16 protein-coding genes are annotated in these 18,854 nt (G+C 76.7%); 9 read left to right on the forward strand and 7 right to left on the reverse strand.

All coding sequences use genetic code 11. The features are described 5' to 3' along the window. Positions 1-12 precede the first annotated feature (12 nt). The 3 genes from ACIRBY_RS02010 to ACIRBY_RS02020 form a co-directional block, all read right to left on the reverse strand. The gene (locus ACIRBY_RS02010; protein WP_403894642.1) at positions 13-1,581 is read right to left on the reverse strand and encodes an FAD-binding oxidoreductase; all 1,569 of its coding nucleotides are present in this window, start codon (positions 1,579-1,581) and stop codon (positions 13-15) included. A 268-nt stretch (positions 1,582-1,849) separates the two neighbouring features. Continuing rightward, positions 1,850-2,503, reverse strand: coding sequence for a class I SAM-dependent methyltransferase (locus ACIRBY_RS02015; RefSeq protein WP_403894645.1), 654 nt, complete (start codon positions 2,501-2,503; stop codon positions 1,850-1,852). Between the two features lie 55 nt (positions 2,504-2,558). Next, complete coding sequence (locus ACIRBY_RS02020) at positions 2,559-4,127, reverse strand: IucA/IucC family protein (protein WP_403895236.1); 1,569 nt, start codon at positions 4,125-4,127, stop codon at positions 2,559-2,561. A 154-nt stretch (positions 4,128-4,281) separates the two neighbouring features. Here ACIRBY_RS02020 and ACIRBY_RS02025 point away from each other — a divergent pair, with 154 nt between their 5' ends. After that, the gene (locus tag ACIRBY_RS02025; RefSeq protein WP_403894648.1) at positions 4,282-5,817 is read left to right on the forward strand and encodes an IucA/IucC family protein; all 1,536 of its coding nucleotides are present in this window, start codon (positions 4,282-4,284) and stop codon (positions 5,815-5,817) included. Between the two features lie 137 nt (positions 5,818-5,954). Then, positions 5,955-6,737 (forward strand): GntR family transcriptional regulator, encoded by a 783-nt coding sequence (locus ACIRBY_RS02030; protein WP_403894651.1) that lies wholly within the window; start codon positions 5,955-5,957, stop codon positions 6,735-6,737. Between the two features lie 132 nt (positions 6,738-6,869). Here ACIRBY_RS02030 and ACIRBY_RS02035 read toward each other — a convergent pair whose 3' ends face one another. Beyond that, the gene (locus tag ACIRBY_RS02035; RefSeq protein WP_403894654.1) at positions 6,870-9,026 is read right to left on the reverse strand and encodes an MMPL family transporter; all 2,157 of its coding nucleotides are present in this window, start codon (positions 9,024-9,026) and stop codon (positions 6,870-6,872) included. 324 nt (positions 9,027-9,350) lie between these two features. Here ACIRBY_RS02035 and ACIRBY_RS02040 point away from each other — a divergent pair, with 324 nt between their 5' ends. The 4 genes from ACIRBY_RS02040 to ACIRBY_RS02055 all read left to right on the forward strand — a co-directional run bounded on the left by ACIRBY_RS02040 (position 9,351) and on the right by ACIRBY_RS02055 (position 12,088). After that, on the forward strand, positions 9,351-10,562 hold the full coding sequence (locus ACIRBY_RS02040; RefSeq protein WP_403894657.1) for a sensor histidine kinase: 1,212 nt from the start codon (positions 9,351-9,353) through the stop codon (positions 10,560-10,562). Beyond that, positions 10,559-11,227: a response regulator gene (locus ACIRBY_RS02045; protein ID WP_403894660.1), complete on the forward strand. Its 669-nt coding sequence runs from the start codon at positions 10,559-10,561 to the stop codon at positions 11,225-11,227. Before ACIRBY_RS02040 ends, ACIRBY_RS02045 begins: the two co-directional genes overlap by 4 nt. A 141-nt stretch (positions 11,228-11,368) precedes the next feature. Beyond that, on the forward strand, positions 11,369-11,599 hold the full coding sequence (locus ACIRBY_RS02050; RefSeq protein ID WP_403894662.1) for a hypothetical protein: 231 nt from the start codon (positions 11,369-11,371) through the stop codon (positions 11,597-11,599). Between the two features lie 147 nt (positions 11,600-11,746). Next, positions 11,747-12,088, forward strand: a complete 342-nt coding sequence (locus ACIRBY_RS02055) for a hypothetical protein (protein ID WP_403894665.1) — start codon at positions 11,747-11,749, stop codon at positions 12,086-12,088. Positions 12,089-12,115: 27 nt separating this feature from the next. On the opposite strand, the gene ACIRBY_RS02060 is transcribed toward ACIRBY_RS02055, so the two are convergent. Both ACIRBY_RS02060 and ACIRBY_RS02065 read right to left on the reverse strand, forming a co-directional pair. Beyond that, entirely contained in the window at positions 12,116-12,853 is a 738-nt protein-coding gene (locus ACIRBY_RS02060) for a hypothetical protein (protein WP_403894668.1), read from the reverse strand. A gap of 114 nt (positions 12,854-12,967) precedes the next feature. Then, complete coding sequence (locus tag ACIRBY_RS02065; protein ID WP_403895239.1) at positions 12,968-14,260, reverse strand: MFS transporter; 1,293 nt, start codon at positions 14,258-14,260, stop codon at positions 12,968-12,970. Between the two features lie 128 nt (positions 14,261-14,388). Between ACIRBY_RS02065 and ACIRBY_RS02070 the strand changes: the two genes are divergently transcribed. Continuing rightward, complete coding sequence (locus ACIRBY_RS02070) at positions 14,389-15,486, forward strand: AI-2E family transporter (RefSeq protein ID WP_403894671.1); 1,098 nt, start codon at positions 14,389-14,391, stop codon at positions 15,484-15,486. 42 nt (positions 15,487-15,528) lie between these two features. Continuing rightward, positions 15,529-15,774, forward strand: coding sequence for a DUF6158 family protein (locus ACIRBY_RS02075; protein ID WP_403894674.1), 246 nt, complete (start codon positions 15,529-15,531; stop codon positions 15,772-15,774). A gap of 130 nt (positions 15,775-15,904) precedes the next feature. On the opposite strand, the gene ACIRBY_RS02080 is transcribed toward ACIRBY_RS02075, so the two are convergent. Continuing rightward, the gene (locus tag ACIRBY_RS02080) at positions 15,905-17,239 is read right to left on the reverse strand and encodes a helix-turn-helix domain-containing protein (protein ID WP_403894677.1); all 1,335 of its coding nucleotides are present in this window, start codon (positions 17,237-17,239) and stop codon (positions 15,905-15,907) included. Positions 17,240-17,400: 161 nt separating this feature from the next. Here ACIRBY_RS02080 and ACIRBY_RS02085 point away from each other — a divergent pair, with 161 nt between their 5' ends. Then, a complete protein-coding gene (locus ACIRBY_RS02085; RefSeq protein WP_403894679.1) occupies positions 17,401-18,756 on the forward strand; it encodes a M64 family metallopeptidase in 1,356 nt (451 codons plus the stop codon). Positions 18,757-18,854: the final 98 nt, after the last annotated feature.

Genomic DNA, 18,854 nt, shown 5'->3' on the forward strand with positions numbered 1-18,854 from the left:
GTTCGTGACGGCCTAGACGGCCTGGGGGAAACGCAGCAGCCGGTCGGGGTCGTAGGTGCGCCGGACCCGCTCCAGGCGGGGGAGGTTCGGCCCGTAGTAGGCCTCCCGCCAGCCGGTCAGCTTCGGGTCGGCGTAGTTCTGGTAGGCGCGGCCGCCCGCCCACGGGCGCAGGGCCCGCCACAGCCCGTCGAGCCAGTCCTGGTGCCGGGCCGCCCCGGCGGCGTCCGCGGACGGCGGCCAGTACGCGAGGTACTGGGCCAGGAAGGCGCTGTCGCGGTGGACGAAGGCGGTGGCGCCGGCGGGCACCCGGTTGACGGCCCCGCCGCACACCCCGTCGAACTGGACCACGCCCCGCCCGCCCGGGGGCACCGCCCGCCCGTACCGCCCGAGTGCGTCCAGGACCGTGCCGACCGCCGCGTCCGGCAGCCCGGCCCCGTCCCAGAAGTCGGAGCGGGCCGCGTACGAGTCCCGGCCCAGGCGGCCGCGGGGGTCCCGGCCGGGCAGCCGACCCGGCAGCCGGCACAGCTCCGGGCCGCCCTCGGGGCAGCCCGCCATGGCCCGCACGGTGTCCCCGTAACCGCGCACGGAGATCCAGTCGTCCCGCGGCTCCCGTCCCACCAGGCCCGTCAGACGGGCCAGTTCCCGCTCCAGCTCCGCCCGCCCGTCGAGGCACACCGCCCGGACGGCCAGGGCGGCGGCCGAGCCGGCCTCCACCGTGAACTCGGCCTGGCTCCAGAACGGGTCCGCCAGCGCGCCCAGCCAGCGCTGCCAGCCGCGCACCACCGCCGCCGAGTCCGCGCCGGACCAGTGCAGTTCGGCGAAGGCGGCGTCGCCGACCGGGTGGGTGCGCAGGCGGAACTCGGTGACCACCCCGAAGTTGCCGCCCCCGCCGCCGCGCAGCGCCCAGAACAGCTCCGGGTCCCGGTCCGGGCCGGCCTCGCGGACCACCCCGTCGGCGGTGACCACCCGGGCGCCGGTGAGCCGGTCGGAGGTGGTGCCGTGGGCCCGGGAGGAGAGGCCCAGGCCGCCGCCGAGGGTGAGGCCCGCGATGCCGACGGAGGGACACAGCCCGGCGGGGACGCCCAGGCCGCGCCCGGCGAGGGCCGCGTGGACGTCGGCCAGCCGGGCGCCCGCGCCGACGCGCACCTCGTCCCCCTCGACCGCCACCCGGGCCATGGCCCCGACGTCGACCACGAGTCCGGCGGCCACCGTGGACCAGCCCGCGTAGCTGTGCCCGCCGCCGCGCGGCACCACCGCGGCGGCCGAGCGGCGGGCGAAGTCCAGGCAGACGGCCACGTCGCCGGCGTGCTGCGGATAGGCCACGGCGCCGGGGGCGACGGAGTCGTAGCGGGGCTGGAACGACTGCCGGGCCTCGGCGTAGTCGCGGTCCCCGGGAAGGACCACCCGCCCGTCCATCGCCCGGGCCAGCGCCCCGAAGTCCGGCCCGGCCGCGGCGCCGGCCCGCCGAGCGCGCGCACGGGCGGCGGCCGGCGCGGGCGAGGCGGCCGACGGGCCCGCCCCGGCGGCGCCGAGCACGGCGGCGGCCGCACCCGCGAGGACCCGGCGGCGTGGGAAATTCATACTTCCTTCCTGCCACCGCCCGCCCCGATCGAGTCGAAGGCGGGCCCGCCGGAGCCGAGTTGTCCCCCGAACGGCGGAATCCCGGTCGGTCGCCCGACCGGTGGCGCCGCGTCAGTCCGGCACCCAGGCGCCCGCGCACCGGTGGAGGCCGAACGCCGGTCGGGGCTGCGGGCCGTGCCGCACCGTCACCCCTCACCGACGCCCGGTTCCGCCCCACCCGGTCCTCCGGGCAGCCCCGTCGGCCCTCCCGGCGGAGGCCGGCCCCGCGTCAGGGTCCCGGTGGTCTGCGGGCCAGGACGAAGCCCCGGGGGCCGGGTTCCCCTGCGTCCGGTTCCCGGACCATGCGGGCCGTCTCCGCGAGCCCCGCCCCCGCCAGCAGGCCCGCGATCAGCCCGGGCGGGGTCGTGTACACGTCGGGGTCGACCGGACGCGCGGGGGAGCGCGCGTCCCCGGCGCCCTCCCCCTCCCCGGCCTCGAACGCGACCAGGGCGTAGCCGCCGGGCGCCAGCACCCGGGCGAACTCGGCGAAGAGCTCCGGGAGTTCCGTCGGCGGGGTGCGGACGGTCCCGTACCAGGACAGGACACCGCCCAGCGCCCCGTCGGCCACGTCCAGCCCGGCGATCCGCCCGACCTCGAACCGCAGCCCCGGATACGCGCGGCGGGCCGCCGCCACCATCGCCGGGGACAGGTCGACGCCGAAGGCCCGTACGCCGCACCGGTCCAGGTACGCCGTCGTGCGGCCCGGACCGCAGCCCAGGTCGGCGACCGCCCCGCCCCCGGCGCGCGCGTACGCGGCGAAGGCGTCCAGCATCGCCCGGTCCAGGGGCCGCACCGCCGGATCGTCCCGAAGCGTCCGGGCGCGGCCGACGGCGTCGCGGTCAGGGGACGCCCGTACGGCGTGGTGACGCGAGGTTGCTGTCATGCTCCTGCACATTAGTGGGACGGGCGGCCGGATTCACCGGTGCCCGCCCCCTCCTTCACGCCCCGGACAGGGGACTGGGCAGCCGCGTCCACTGGTACCCGGGCACCCCCGGGCTCAGACGCATCAGGGTCAGCGCCTTCACGGGCAGCGGCCCCCGCAGCACCTCCGAGTCGGCGGTCGGCGCCAGCCCGTCCAGCCCGGCCGCCAGGGCCGCCCCGAAGGCCCGCCGCGAGCCCGCCGTAGCGGCGAGCGCCCCGGCGGCCAGAGAGCCGAACGTCTTGCGCCGCAGCACCGTCTCGTCGTCCGTCACCAGCCGGCCCGACAGTGGCGGCACCGGCAGCCCGTGCCGGGCCAGCCGGGCCGGGCTGATCCGGATGTCGGCCAGGTCGCGGTAGACCAGCCGCAGCGGGGTGCCGTCGGCGGCCAGGACCACCAGCAGGTTCTGCCCATGGGCCTCCAGCGCCACCCCCAGCTCCAGCACCCGCAGGCACACCGACAGCGCCAGCCGGGCGAACCGCGCCTGCCAGTCCGCCGACCGGGCCAGCGCGGTCCCCGCCAGCGCCGCCACCGGGACGACCCGCTCCCCGGCCCGCGCGTACGCCTCCGGGGGCTCGCGGAGCACCGCCGCCAGGTCCGGGCTGTAGGCGGTGGCCGCCCCCAGGGTGCGGGTGATGTGCAGGCGGCCGTCCAGGCGTCCGGCCAGCGCGTGCGCGAAGTCCGAGACCACGGCGGCCGTCTCGACGGAGTAGGCGGAGATGTCCCGCACCGAGGAGGTCAGCCGCGTGCTCAGGGCCGTCTTCACATGGGGGCCGCCCGCCGCCGGGGCGAGCGTGCGCAGCGCCATCAGGGGGTGGGCGGCCGGTCCCGGCAGGAGCTCCTCGCCCTTGAGGACGTGCTCGGCCTGCCACGGGTGCACCGGGACCAGGATCCGGTCCCCGTCGCGCAGGTGCTCCGGCCAGTCCCCGGCGACCAGGCACTCCCGCGCCCGCACGGGGACCAGCCCGAGCTCCACCAGCGGCCCGTGCTCCGGCGCGTAGGCCAGCTGCTCCGCGACCGAGAACCCGGGCCGGGAGCGGCAGTTCGGGTGGTACGGGTGCCCGTCGACCACCCGCTGCTCCCACTCCCAGGTGGTGCGCGGCTCCGGCCGCACCCCGGGCGGCTGCCCGGCACGGGACAGGGCGAGGGAGGCGGTGCTGTCGTCGAGCTCGGCGGCGAAGGAGGCGAAGGCGGCCCCGAGGGGCCCGGCGGCGCCGTGCGGCACCCGCAGCGCCCCGACCAGCCGGGCCGCCTGCCGGTACGGCCGTCCGTCGAGCCGCACCTCGGTGACGTAGGCCTCCGTCGCGTACGGGTCCGGGCGCGGCCCCTCCAGCCGTCCGCCGCCGGCCAGCAGCAGTCTGAGCGAGTCCGGCCCCTGCTCCCGGCCCACCACCCACGGCAGCGGTTCGAAGGCCAGCGCCCGCCAGAGGCGGGTCAGCACGGCCGAGCGGGCGCCGTCCAGCGCGGCCTCGTACGCGGACCCGAGCCCGGGCCGTACGCCGGCCAGCGCGGCGGCGACCGCCTCCTCGGCGGCGCCCGCCGGGGAGGGCCGGGGGTCGGGCGGGGGAACGTGCGTGCTGCGGTCCAGGGTCCCGTTCCTTTCGGATGGCTGCTGACTGAGGGCTCTACCCGATGATCAAGTCATCATCCCGGATACTGAAGATCGCGGCCGGTGGCCCCACCCGCGGACCCCGGCGCACAGAAGCACAGACCACCGAAACACCGAAGCACCGAAGCCCCGAATGGATCCAGTGGACCTCAACGCCGCCGCCGACGCCTACGCCGCCGCACCGCTCCTGAACTGCCTGCTGCGGGAGGTGGCCGACGCCGAGGGCGCGGGCGTCCACCGGCTGCGCGGCAGCGGCCGGCTCCTGCGGGTCTCCGGCGGCCGCCGGCCCGCGGACCCCGAGCTGCGCACCGCGGACGGCTGGCACCCGCTCAGCCACGCCGAACTCGTCAAGCTCGCCTCCGACGAACTGCTCCGCCACACCGGGGTCTCCAACGACGAGCTGCCGGTGGAGATGGCCGACAGCCGCGACACCGTCGCCGCGCTGCTGGCCGCCCGGGCCGCCGCCGAGGTGCCGCAGGACCCGTACGTCCGCTCCGAGCAGGCCCTGATCATGGGCCACCCGCACCACCCCGCGCCCAAGACCCGGGGTGGCGGCCCCGCCGCGAGCTGGCTGCCGTACGCCCCCGAGGCGCACGCCGGCTTCCCGCTCGTGATGCTGGGGCTGCGCGAGGACCAGGTGGCGGAGGAGGGCGGGCCGGAGGCCGCCGCGGCGGTCGACGCGCTGGCCGGGATCCTCGACGGCCCCCGCCCGCCCGCCGGCTACCGGGCGCTGCCCGCGCACCCCTGGCAGCTCGACCTGGTCGCCGGCCGGCGGGAGGTGCGCGAGGCCCTCGCCGACGGGCGCCTGCTGCGGCTCGGCCCGACCCGGCTGCCGGTGCGGCCCACCGCCTCGATCCGCACCGTGCACGCGGCCGGGCCGGACGCCGACCTGTTCGCGAAGTTCAGCCTCGACGTGCGGATCACCAACGACGTGCGCCGGCTGTGGCGCCACGACCTGCTCAAGCTGCGCCGCACCGACGCCGCCGTCGAGGAGGGCTTCGCCGATCTGCGCCGCCGGACCGGCGCGGAGGCGGTCTGGCTGTGCGACCGCGGCTACCGCACCGCCGCCTTCGCCTTCGAGGAACTCGCCGTCCTGGTCCGCGACGGCCTGCGCGGGCGGGTGCTCCCCGGGGCGACGCCGCTGCTGTGCGCGGCGCTCGCCGAGGGCTTCCCCGGCAGCCCGCTGGAGGCCGCGCCCGATCCGTGGGAATGGTGGCGGGCGTACCTGCGCCAGGTCGTGCCCCCGGTGCTGGACCTGTTCGCGCGGCACGGGATCGTGCTGGAGGCCCACCTCCAGAACTGCCTCGTGGCCGTCGACGGGCGGGGCACGCCCGTGCAGGCCCTCTTCCGCGACGCGGAGGGGGTCAAACTGCCGCAGGACGTGCCGCGGGAGGCGGCCTGGGAACGGCTCGTGTACTGCCTGGTCGTCAACCATCTGGCGGAGGTGGCCGGGACCCTGGCCGAGCACCGTCCGGAGCTGGCCGGCCGGGTGTGGCCGGCGGTCCGCGAGGAGTTGCTGCGCTATGACGCCGAGCACGGCCTGCCCGAGGTCGCGCGGCTCCTGGAGGCCCCCGCGCTTCCGGCCAAGACGAACCTGCTGCTGCGCTGGACCCGTGCGGACGGCGCGGACGCGCGCTACCTGGAGCTGCCGAACCCGCTGCGGGGGTAGGGCGCGGGGGTGGCGGCGGAGCCGGATCCGGCCAAGGTGGCGCTGGTCGGCGGGGATCCCGTTTCTAAAGGTATAGACCAATGCTAGGTTGGTGGGGCAGACCGCGCCATCCTTGACCACCCGTCAGAGGAGAAGCCATGCCCTCCCCTTCGCGGGGCATCGGCCCCGCCGCCGTGCCCAAGTACCAGCGGATCGCCGCAGCGCTGCGGGACGAACTGGACCACGCCGCCCGGACCGCCGGGGGCAGACTGCCCTCCGAACGCACCCTCGCCGCCCGCTACGAGGTCAACCGGCAGACCGTCCGCGCCGCCCTCCAGGAGCTGCGCGCCGACGGACTGGTCGTCACCGGCCGCCGGGGCACCCGGGCCGCCCCGCCCCAGGAGCCCCGGCGGCCGCCCCGGCCCGCCGGCCGGCAGGGCGCCCCGGGCCCGGCGCACACCGCCGCGCACACCGCCGCGCACGCCCGGGCCCGCCTCGCCCTGGCCACCGTGCCGCCCGCGCTCGCGGCGCTGCTCGGGACGGGCGCGGGGGAGCGGACCCTGGTCCACCACCACCGCGTGTACGGCTCCGACGGCCGCGTCCTCCAGCACACCGTGACCTACCTCGACCCGCGCACCGTCGCCCGTACCCCGCGGCTCGCCGCCTACCTGGAGCGGCCGGCGGCCGCCCGCGAGGAGGACCTGCGGCCCCTGCACCGCTGGCTGGAGCGGGCCGCGGCCCGGGGCCGCACCGCCGAGACCATCACGATGACCCGCACCAGCCACCCGGCCGCGGTGTCCCCCGCCTGCGGGCTCTCGGTCCGCCGCACCGTGCACGACGCCTCCGGCAGGCTGGTCGCCGTCACCGACCTGGCCTTCCCGGCCTGGGACCGGGTCACCTTCCACCGGGAGCCCGAGGCCATCGCCTTCCGCGTCAGCTGAGACCCCGGGGGCGGCGGTCCGCCCCCGGGGCCGCCGGGCACCGGGGCCCGGCGGGGCCGGGCCCCGCCGGGCGACCCGGAGGGCCTGGCGGGGCCGTACCGCCTGCCGCCGCCCGGCCCCGGCCGCGGCGCCTCAGCCGACGGGGATCCGCCCGGGCTCGGGACGTTCCGCCGAGGGCGCCGCCTCCTTCGGGCGGGGGCGCACCGGCCACCACAGGGAGCGGCCCAGCAGGGCCGCCAGCGCGGGGACCAGTACCACCGACAGGGCGAACGCCGACAGCAGGATGCCCACCGCCGTCGCGAAACCGGTCTGCTGGAGGCCCGGCTGCGGGCTGACCGCCAGGCTGCCGAAGGAGGCGGCCAGCACCAGGCCCGCCGCCGCGATCGCCGGCGCCGTGTGCCGGACCGCCCGGCCCACGGCGGCCCGCGCCGGGCCGGGGCGCTCCATCTCCTCCCGGATCCGGTCGGCGATCAGGATGTTGTAGTCGGTGCCGAGGGCCACCACGAACAGGAACAGCACCAGCGGCAGGGTGAAGTCCACCCCGGGCCGTCCCAGCGCGTGCTGGAACACCAGCGTGGCCGCACCCAGCGTGGCCGTGAACCCGAGTCCCACGGCCACCATCAGCACCACCGGCGCCAGCAGGCTGCGCAGCAGCACCAGCAGGATCAGCGCGATCAGCACCGCCGCCACCGGGAAGATCACCTCCAGGTCCCCGCCCACCGCCACCGCGATGTCGGCGAAGACCGCGGCCGTGCCCCCGACGTGGGCCTCGGCCCCGGCCGGCACGTGCGCCCGTACGGTCGTGCGCACCGGACCGGACACCAGGTCGCGGGCCCGCTGTCCGCCCGGCTCGGCCGCCAGCACCAGGTCGATGCGGGCCGCCCGGCGGTCCTCGCTCAGCACCGTCGGGGCGACCTGCCCCACCCCCGGCACCCGCGCGAGCGCCCCGGCCAGCCCCGCCACCCGCTCGGCGGTCATCGGGGCGCCGTCCTGCGCCCGGACGAACACGGTCGCCGGGTCCGAGGCCCCGGCCGGCATCGACCGGGCGATCTCCTGCGCCGTCCGCACGGCGGCGGTCGGCTCACCGCCGTCGCCGCCCTGGCCGTAGTCCATCCGCACCCCTGCGGCCCCCGCCGTCAGCGCGCCCAGGACCACCACCGCGGCCACGGCGTGGGCCACCGGCCGCCGGGCGATCCGCTCGCCCAGCCGCCCGGCCGCACCCGGGCGCGGAGCCCGCCGCAGCGAGCGGGAGGGCCAGAACATCCGGCGGCCCGTCACGGCCAGCAGCGCCGGCATCAGCGTCAGGCTGCCCAGCAGCATCACCAGCACCGCCACCGCGATGGCCGGGCCGAGCACCCTGAACTGGCCGAAGGAGGCGATCCCGAGCGTGGCGAACGCCGCGACGATCGTCAGCGCCGCCGAGGCGACCGCCGTGCCCACCCGGCCCGCCACCTCGGCCGCCGCCTCGCGGCCCGACTGCGCGGGATGGGCGCGCAGCTGCTCGCGGAAGCGGAACAGCAGGAAGAGGAAGTAGTCGACGCCGATGCCGATCAGCACCACGTTGATCAGTCCGGGCGTGGACGGGGCCAGGTCGATCCCGGTCAGCAGGGCCGCGCCGACCACCGCGCCCGTCGCCGCCCCGCCGACGATCGTCACCGTCACCAGCGGCAGCAGGGCCGCCGCCAGACTGCGGAACACCAGGACGTGGAGCAGCACGATCAGCCCGGTCATCACCAGGCCGACGACCATGGTGCGGGTCTCCTCGGCGTCGACGGTGTCCACGGTCGTCGCCAGCCCGCCCGTGAACCCGGTCCGCAGCCCCGCCTCCTGGAAGGCGGCGCGCGCCTGCTCCCGGAAGGCCCGGTAGGTGCCCTGCACCCCGGGGTCCTGCGGATTGCCCGTCAGTTCCACGGGCAGCAGCCGGAAGGCCCGGTCCGGGGCCGTGGCCCCCGCGCCGACGCGGGGCACCTGGGAGTGGTCCTGCATCAGCGGCGGGTCGTCCTTCGACCGGGGCATGACCACCCGCTGCCGGGCGAGCCGCGAGGCCACCTCCCCGATCCGCCGCTCGTCGGCGGCCGACAGGGCCGCCCCGTCCGCGCGGGCCACGAGCACGGTCAGCGGGTCGGCGTCCGGCCGGATCCCGAAGTCCTCCTCGGCGATCCGCAGCGCGGCGGCCGAGTCGTAGCTTTCGGGCAGGAACCCGCCGTTGCCGGACTGGGTCGCCCGGTGCACGAACGCCTGGCCCAGGATCGCCAGCGCGATGCCCACCACCGCCCAGACGGCGATCACCTTCCACGCGTGTCTCGTCGAACATCCCGTCAGGGCGCGGATCACTTCTCTCCTCCGGTCTCTGCGACGTCCACCGCCGGCGCACCGCCGACGGGCTTCCAGACCATCAGCCGGCCGGGCCCCGCGCGTCCGGGCGGGGGAGGATCCGCCCACCGGGACCGGGGTCCGGCTCCGGGCCCGGACCAGGACCCTGGTCCTGGTCCGGGCCCCGACCCGGGGACGGTGCCCGGACCAGGGGCTTTTGTCAGAATGGGATTCCGCGCGACGGCCGCGCGCCGCCCGGACCGGCCGGGCGGGAGCGGCCCGCGGAGGAGGCGGGAACCGATGGGCACGCGCGCCGAGCGCCTGGAGTGGACGCGGGGCGACGGACTGGTGGCCGTCGGGGCGGCGGCCACCGACCTCACCGGCTTCTCCCTCAGCGCCCAGGTGGACGGGACCCCCTTCACGGTCACCGCCGCCCTCGGCCTGGTCCTCGCCGCGCTGGCCCTGCTCTTCCGGCGCCGGCACCCGGTCCCGGTGCTCGGCGCGGTGCTGGCCCTGGGCCTGGTGGTGAACGTCGTCACCCCGGCCCCGCCGCACTTCGGCCTGGCCCTGACCGTCGCCCTCTTCACGGTGGCCCGCCGCTGCCGGCCCGCCGTGGTCACCGCCGCGGGCCTGGCCGCCGTGCCGCTGGCCACCGCCGGCCTGGACGGCTCCCTGCTCCCCTCCGGCTGGAACCTCCTCGCCAACGCGATCGCCGGCGCCCTGGTCGTCGGCGGCGCGGTCGCCGCCAACCGCTGGCAGCGGGAGGTCGAGGCCAACCGGCTGCTGCTCGCCGAGCGCGCGGTGGCCGAGGAGCGCCGCAGGATCGCCCGCGAGCTGCACGACATCGTCGCCCACCACATCACCACCATGCAGCTGATGGCCGGCGGCGCCCGAGCCAACCTCGCGCACGACCCCGGCGCGGCCCGCGAGGCCCTGGTGGTCATGGAGGACTCCGGCCGGATGGCCCTCGGCGAGATGCGCCAGCTCCTGGACGTGCTGCGGGCCGGGGAGGAGGCGGAGCCCGCCCCGCCCGCCCCGCAGCCCGGGACCGCCGACCTGGAGCGGATCGTCGCGGAGTCCCGGCTGGCGGGCATGGACACCGAGTTCACCGTGCTCGGAACGGTCCGCCCGCTGCCGCCCACCGTCGGCCTGACCGTGTTCCGGGTCGTGCAGGAGGCCCTGACCAACGCCCGCAAGCACGCCGGGAACGCGGGCGCCCGGGTCCGGCTGACGTACCGTCCGCAGGAGGTGGCCGTCGAGGTCTGCGACGACGGCCCCGGCGACGGGCCCCCGCGCCGCTCGGCTTCGCGGCACCCGGGCCGCGGCGGGTACGGTCTGATCGGCATGCGCGAACGCGTCGCCCTGCACGGCGGCACCCTGGAGGCCGCCCCCCGGGAGGACGGCGGCTTCCGGGTCGCGGCCCGCCTGCCGGTCCCGGCGGCCGCCGGGGCGTCGGACGGGGCGTCGGACGGGGCGTCGGACGGGGCACGAGGAGAGGAACAGCGCCGATGATCCGCGTACTGATAGCCGACGACCAGCCGCTGGTGCGGCGCGGCCTGAGCCTGATCCTGGCGCCCCACCCGGACGTCGAGGTCGTCGGCGAGGCCGGGGACGGCGCCGAGGCGGTGGCGCTCGCCGGGCGGCTGCACCCCGACGTGGTGGTGATGGACATCCGCATGCCCGTCCTCGACGGGGTCCGCGCCACCGGGGAGCTGGCCCGCACCCACCCCGGGTCCCGGGTCCTGGCCCTGAGCACCTTCGACATGGACGAGTACGTGGTCGCCGCCCTGCGCGCCGGCGCCTACGGGTTCCTGCCCAAGGACGTCTCCCCCGAGGAGCTGATCGCCGCCGTCCGCACCGTCCACACCGGAGAGGCCGCCGTCGCCCCCAGGCTGCTGACCCGGCTGATCTCCACCTACGTACGGGCCGCGGCCCGCGAGCCCCGGCCCGCCCCGGCGGACCCCGCCGGGCTCACCCCGCGCGAGCGGGAGATCTGGCGGCTGCTCGCCCGCGGGCTCGACAACACCGAGATCGCCGCGGAACTGGACATCAGCGTCTCCACCGTCAAGAACCACATCACCGGCGTCTTCGCCAAGCTGGGGGTACGGGACCGGGCGCAGGCGGTGATCGCCGCCTACGAATCGGGGCTGGTGGAGGCCGAACGGAGGACCACTTGAGCACCAAGTGCCCGCAGACGGCCCGATTTCACCCACCGAAGCGGCCCTGACCAGCCGGAACGCAGGCCGGTTCACCCGTGCGCAGGAGGTACCCCCCATGGCACAGTGCCAGGAGCGCAACCTCCGGACCAGGGAGCCCCCATGCCCGACCCGCACGCCGTGCCGCCCCTGCTGACGGCCGCCCCCGAGTGCCGGACCGAGCCGGGCCCCCTGCCCGACTGTCCCCGCTGCGCGGCCCCGCCGCGGCGGATCTCCTGGCGCCAGCGGCCCGGTGAGCCCGTGCTCCTGGTCTTCGAGCCCTGCGGGCACCGCCACGGCTCCCCGGCCCCGCCCCTCCTCGCCGTCACGGCACCGGACCCGCTGCGGCGTTGAGCCGTTGAGCCGGGCGGCCCCGGCCGCCCGCCGTCACCCCGGGCGCCCGTGACCTCGTATCCTGCACCCGAGCTCACCCCCGAGCAGCTTCGAAGAGACGAGCCGTGCCGCGCCCCGCGCCGGACCGGCGGGAACGGGAGAACCCTGATGGACGTGCAGCACTTCGAGCGGATCACCGCGTTCATCGAGGCGCGGCTCACCCCGCTGTTCGACGCGGAGACCGGAAGTGAGCGCGGCTTCGCCATGGACGACACCTCCCGGGCCCTGCGCGCGCTGCGCAACAGCGTGCTGGAGGCCTCCGCCGTCAAGGGGCTCATCGCGACGCGCGAGACGGCCGAGCCGCTCGTGCGCAAGGTCATCGACCAGTCGGTCGAGCACCACTGGGACGTGCTGCGCGGAATCGCCCGGCAGTGGGAGGACCACACCGACTTCCGCAAGGAGTTCAAGCGCCACGCCTGGGAGCTCGACGGGGCCCCCACCTCGGCCTGAGCACCCTCCCGGGGGCCCGGACTGGCCTCACCGGCTGGGCGCGCCGCCGATCATGTAGCCGATCCGGCGCTGGAGCCCGCTCCAGCGCCGGTCGTGCCGGTAGGCCCGCCGGATGGTCCGCGCCCGGGTCCGGGGCCGGCGGGTGTAGAACCGGCGCGCCCACGGGGACACCGGCCGGGCCAGGCGCACGGCCGCGACCAGGGCGATCAGCGGGACCACGGCCCCGAGGACGGCCAGCCGCGGCTTCCCCTTGAACAGGGCGACGACCGCCAGCAGCAGGTTGAGCAGCACCGTGCCCATCACGAACCACCGGTTCTCCGTCTGCTCGTCGGTCAGGCCGTCCACCCCGAGCGGCAGGAACCCGCACAGCAGCAGCGCCGCCAGCGCCGTGGTCAGCAGGACGACCTCCACGCTGAGCGTTCCCTCCTTGCTCCAGTAGACGTCGCTCAGGTGCAGGATCAGCGCGAACTCGTCCAGCACCAGGCCCGCGCCCATCCCGAACAGCACGGCCGCCAGCCCGGCGCCCCACCCCGCCCGGCCGCCCGCGATCGAGGTGAAGCCGCCCACGGTCATCAGTACCACCCCGGGCACGCAGTGGTGCACGTGCAGCCCGCCCGGAGTGACGTTGCGGAAGGGGCCCCTCCCGGCGCGGATCATCCGGGTGACCACCCGGGTCGCCGCGAAGGTGACGACGAACGAGGCCAGCGCGAGGAGCAGCGGCAGCTTCCCCGGCTCCACGATGTTGCGGTACCACCAGTCGCCCATGCCGTCACCCTCCCGGCGCCGGCCCGCCCCCGCACCGCGGGGACCGCCGTTCGGGCGCCCGGCGCGGACGCCCGAACCGGACCCCGGACCAGGCCGCCGGACCAGGCCGCCGGATCAGGCCGCCGCGCCCGCCGGATCCGCCTGTGCGGCGGACTCCTCCCGGGCGGCCCGGCGGCGCAGCGCGTCCTCGTCGGTGTCCGCGTCGTACGAGATCAGCTTCGGCAGCATCGCGGCCAGCAGCGCCACCGACGCCACACAGGCCAGGCCCCCGCTCCAGAACGCCGGCCGGGTCCCGGTCCAGCCCGCCATCGTGCCCGCCCGGACCTGACCGAGCTGGGGCCCGACGCTGTACGACAGCACCTCGATGCCCGCCAGCCGCCCCCGCAGCTCCTCCGGGATCGTCTGGTTCCAGATGGTGGAGCGGCCCAGGGCGCTCAGCATGTCGCCCGCGCCCGCCGCCGCCAGGCACACCAGCACCAACCAGATGTTCGAGAACCAGCCCGCCGCGGCGATCGCCAGCCCCCACGCGGCCGCCCCGAAGACCACCAGCAGCCCGTGCCTGCGCACCCGCGACACCCAGCCGCTGGTCAGACCCAGAACCAGCGATCCCACCGCGCCCGCGGCGTACATCAGGCCCAGCGCCCACTCGGCGTCGAGCTCGTCCGCGAGGAACGGGAAGATCGTGTTGGGGAACGCGAAGAACATCGCCGCCAGGTCCACGGCGTACGTCCCCAGCAGCACCGGCCGGCTCCACGCGTACCGCGCCCCCTCGGCTATCGCGCGCAGCGACGGCCGCTCCCCGCCGCCCGCGGGCGGGGCCGGGCGCAGCCGCGCGCACAGGACCACCGAGACCGCGAAGCCCACGACGGTCACCCCGTACGCCGGGGCGTACCCGGCGTACGCGACGACCACCCCGGCCAGCGCCGGCCCGGCGATCGCACCGAACTGGTAGCGCAGCGCGTTCAGCGCGGCGGCGGCGGTCAGCTGGTCGTGCGGCACGATCCGCGCCATCAGCGAGTCCAGGGCCGGCCGCTGCAGGCCGCTCAGCGCCGACACCCCCGCCGCCACCACGTACAGCGGCCACAGCATCGGCTCCGGCAGCAGCGCGTTGACCAGCAGGACCAGCGCCAGCACCCCGAGCCCGGCCTCGGTCAGCAGGATCAGCCGCCGCCGGTCGACCGCGTCCGCCAGAGCGCCCCCGTACAGCCCGCACACCACCAGCGGAACCAGCTCCACCGCCCCCATCGCACCGACCGCCAGCGGCGAGTCCGTCAGGTGCTTGATCTGGAGCGGCAGGGCGATCATCGCCATGAACGAGCCGAAGAAGGTGACCGTGCCCTGGAAGAAGAGGAGCCGGAAGTCGCGGCTGGAACGCCAGGGGGAGAGGTCGGGCAGTACGGAGGACAGACGGGAGCTACTCACAACGGGCCATCGTGCGGGCGGGCCGCGCCCCCCGGCAACGGATTTTCGGCCCGGACGGGTCAAAACGGGACCCGGCGCGTGGCAGCGGCCGCCCCCGGTGGCACCCATGGGTCATGCCCCCGGTGTCCCCGTTCCTGCGCACGGCGGCGTCCTATGCCTGGCGGCTGCTGGTCGTCGGGGGCGCCGTCTACGCGGTCTTCGCGGTCCTGGGCCGCTTCCACGAGATCGGCGTGGCGCTGTTCCTGGGCCTGGTCGTCACCGCGCTGCTGTCGCCGCTGTCCCACAGGCTGGCCCGGCTGGTGCCCCGCTCGATGGCGGTGGCCGTCAGCCTCATCGGCAGCGCGATCCTGCTGATGGGCGTGCTCGCACTCGTCGGGGAGGCGGTGGCGGGGGAGAGCGACCGCCTGGTCAGGGAGTTCCGCGAGGGCCTCGTCAGCATCCAGGAATGGCTGGCGCGCCCGCCGTTCCGCCTGGGGTCGCAGGCCCTCTCCGACCTCCAGGCCCGCATCGGGGAGTACGTGTCCTCCCACCGCTCCGCCCTGCTGAACACGGCCGTCAGCGGCGCCGGACAGGTGGTGCAGTGGCTCACCGTCCTCGCGCTCGCCGTGTTCTCCTCCGTCTTCTTCCTGCACGGCGGCGACCGGCAGTGGGCCTGGTTCTGCGCCCAGCTGCCCGAGGCGGCGCGCGAGCGGGTGGGCCTCGCCGGCCGCGCGGCGTGGCGCACGTTCACCGGCTACACGCACGGGATCCTCCTGGTCGCGGCGACCAACGCGATCCTGGTCGGGGTGGCGCTCTACTTCCTCGGGGTCCCGCTGGCCCTCCCCCTGGCCCTGCTGGAGTTCTTCGCGGCCTTCATCCCCCTGATCGGCTCCCCGGTCGCACTCGCGATCGCCACCGTGGTCGCGCTGGCGGCGAAGGGGCCGTTCATCGCGGCCGTGGTGCTCGCCCTCATCGTGGTGATCGGCCAGATCGAGGGCCATCTGCTGCATCCGCTGGTGATGAGCTGGGCGGTGGCGCTGCACCCGCTGGTCGTGGCCGTCTCGGTGGTCGCCGGGGCCATCGCCGCCGGGGTCGTCGGCGCCGTGGTGGCGGTGCCGCTGGTCTCGGTGACCTGGTCGGTGCGCTGCGCCCTGCGCGCGCACGCCGCCTCCGCCCCGCCCCTGCCGCCGCCGGAACCCCCGCCGGAGGTGGGGTCCGGGCCGGACGGCTGAACCGCCGCGACGCGTCTACCGTAGGACGTGGAGGTGGTTGCCATGGCAGAGCGCTCCGGCGGAGCGGCGCCGCGCGATCTCGAGGACGGCCGGTTGCTGAGGGAACTGGAGACCATCCACCGCACCCGCCACGAGACCCTGCTCCACGGCTCGGACGACGCGCTGGCCACGCACACGCAGCGGCTGAGGGAACTGGAGGACGAGTACCTCCGGCGCCACCCGCAGCGCGCCCCCGCCTCGGGCCGCACCCGGGAGGGCGCCCGCGCCCGCACCCCGGGCGAACCGTAGCCGTCTCCCCGCCCGCCGCCCCGAACGCCGGCGGGGCCGTTCGCAGCCCCGCCGGCGTTCGGGGCGCGGGTCCGGGCAGGGCCCGCGCAGCGGCGGAAGGGCGGGGCGGGCCTCCTCGCAGCGGCACGGCTCAGCGGAACGCCGGAGCCGCCGGGGCCGGGCCCAGGGTGGTGGTGCCGGGGGCGGCGCGGTGGCCCAGCCCCGTGCGGTAGGCGTCCAGCGCGGCCTCCGTGCGGCCGGCCCGCCGCAGCAGGTCGCCCAGCAGCCGGCACAGGTCCGCCAGGTCACCGCCCGCCCCGCTGCGCTCCAGCAGCGCGAGGGCCCGTACGTAGTGCTCCTCGGCCGCCTCGGCCTCCCCGCGCTCCTCGGCGATCAGCCCCAGCAGCCGGTGCGCCCCGCCCGCGTGCACCGCGCCCGGGCCCGACCCCTCGGCCAGCAGCCCCGACACCAGTTCCGCCGCCTCGTCGTACCGGCCCAGGCGTCGCAGCACGTCCGCCAGCTCCACCTCCACCTGCGCGGTGTACAGGGCCGCCCGGCGGGCCGTGAGCATCTCCCGGGCGATCCGCAGCTCCCGCTCCGCCGCCGCCAGTTCCCCGTGCTGCGCCTGGACGTAGCCGCGCATCCAGTGGCAGTGCGCCAGATCGGTGCGCAGCCGCAGCTGGCGGTAGACGGCCTGAGCCTTCGCCAGTGAGGCGTCGGCGTCCGCCACCCGGCCCTCCGCGAGGAACGTGCGGGCCACCTGCCGGTGCATCCCCGCCACCAGCGCCGGGTCCCCGACCTGCGGCGCCAGCGCCAGCGCAAGTTCCGCCGCGTGCGCCGCGCGGGCGTGCGCGCCCATGTCGATGTACGGGCCGATCACCGCCGAGTACAGCAGCACCAGGGCCTCCGGGTCGGCCAGCCCGCCCGTGTTGAGGCCGTCGATGGCCGACTCCAGCAGGTAGCAGGCGTACCGCAGCTCCCCGGCCAGCAGGTGCGCGACGGCCCGGCCGCGGATCGGGCGGGCCCGGCGGGGGAGCGGCTGGTCGGCCAGCAGGAGCTCCGCCGCCTCGAAGTGCCCGGCCGCCTCCGCCAGTTCGCCCGCCTCCAGCGCGCAGTCCCCGAGCCCCAGCAGGGCCTCCGCCCGCTCGTCCGGCAGCCCCAGCCGCTCCGCCTCCTCCAGCAGCCGCCGGAAGGGTCCGGCCGCCTCCCGCGCCGAGCCGGTGGCGAGGGTCCGCTGGGCGTCGGTCAGGGCCAGCCGCAGCTCCGTGGCCAGGGAGGCGGGGCGCCCGGTGGCCAGTTCCTCGTACGAGGTGCCGAGCCGCCCGGCGAGGAACCGCAGCGCGGTCTCCGAGGGGCGCACCTTGCCCGCCTCCAGGGTGGACACGTACGCGGGGGTGTACGCGGGCTCGGCCAACTGCCGCTGGGTCAGGCCCCGTTCGGCGCGGAGCCGCTGCACCCGGCGTCCGATCTCGGCCGGTTCGTCCATGAACTCCCCCTGTTGTCCACGAGGTTTCCTCAACTCCCCAGTATCCGCGGGGAGTCACCCATTGCGCACGTCCTCGGGCGCCCCCTAGTTTAAGCAGCCGGTTCAGTCGAGTTAACCGATTACTTAACCCCCCTCAACTCCCGGCCCCGGCGGAGGACTTCATGAAGAGAACCATCCGATCGTCCCTGCGCGCGGCACTCGCCGCCGCCTGCGCGGGCGCCGCGCTCCTGGCCGCGTCGGCCGCGCCCGCCGGAGCGGCGCCGCCGCCCGGGCCGACCGCGCGCCCGGGCGTCGAGGTCGAGATACCCGGGCCGGAGCACGGCGGCGAAGCCGGATCCGGCCACACCCGGGTACCCGCCGCCGGCCGGGCGAAGGCCGCACCCGGCCTCTCCGGGTCCGCCCGGGCCGCCGACGGGGCGGTCACCAAGACGGTCGACAACGGACCCACCGCGGACCGGCTCGACGTGGTCTTCGTCGGCGACGGCTACACCGCCGCCGAGCTGGACCGCTACCACGCCGACGTCCGCGCCAAATGGGCCGAGATCACCGCCGTCGAGCCCTACACGACCTACCGCGACCTCTTCAACGTGTGGACCGTGGACGCCGTGTCCGCCCAGTCCGGGGTCTCCGGCGACCCCGGCCCGGACACCGTCCGCGACACCGCCCTCGGCTCGTACTTCTGGTGCGGGTCCATCGAGCGGCTGCTCTGCGTGGACCAGCCCAAGGTGGACGCCTACGTGGCCAAGGCCCCCGCCGCCGACCTCGTCGTCGTCCTCGCCAACAGCGCCAAGTACGGCGGCGCCGGCTACAACGAGCCCAGCCCCACCCTCGGCTACGAGGGCATCTCCACCGCCTCCGCGGGTCACCCCAAGTCCGGCCAGGTGGCCATCCACGAGACCGGCCACTCCCTCGGCAAGCTCGCGGACGAGTACTTCTACCCGGGCGTCCCCGACTACGAGAAGTACACCGGCCCCGAACCCGCCGACGCCAACACCTCCACCCTCGACGCCGGCGCGATGGCCGCGCAGCGGACCAAGTGGTACCGCTGGCTGGGGGAGACCTCGCCCGACGGGGGCACCGTCGGCGCCTACGAGGGCGGCGGCTACTACGTGACCGGCCTCAACCGGCCCACCGACGGCTCGATCATGCGGGTGCTGGGCAAGCCCTTCAACCTCCCCGGAGTGGAGGCGATGATCGCCGGCTTCCGGCGGCACGCGAGCCTCGTCACCCCGCTCACCCCCACCGACCGGGTCCTGCGGCTGCGGCACACCGCCAAGGCGGCCGTTCCGCACCTGGCCACGCCCGACGGGCGCCAGCCCACGGTCCGCTGGTACCTCGACGGCCGCGAGCTCAAGCGGTTCGCGGGCCGGACCGAGGTGCGGGTGGCCGAGCTGTGGCTGCTGGACCTGCGCACCCACCGGCTGTCGGTGACCGCCGAGGACGCCACCCCCGCCGTCCGCGACCCCGCGATCGCCCGCACCCTGTCCTCCACCGCGGGCTGGGACGTCCGGCTGTAGCCCGCCGAGGGGACCCCGTCAGGGACCCGTGTCCGTGAAGGACGGGCCGTCCCCCAGCGCGCAGTGGTGCGCGGCCGCCGCGTGCACCGGCCGGGTCC

Source organism: Streptomyces sp. NPDC096136, assembly GCF_044763325.1.
In the GTDB taxonomy this organism is placed as follows: domain Bacteria; phylum Actinomycetota; class Actinomycetes; order Streptomycetales; family Streptomycetaceae; genus Streptomyces.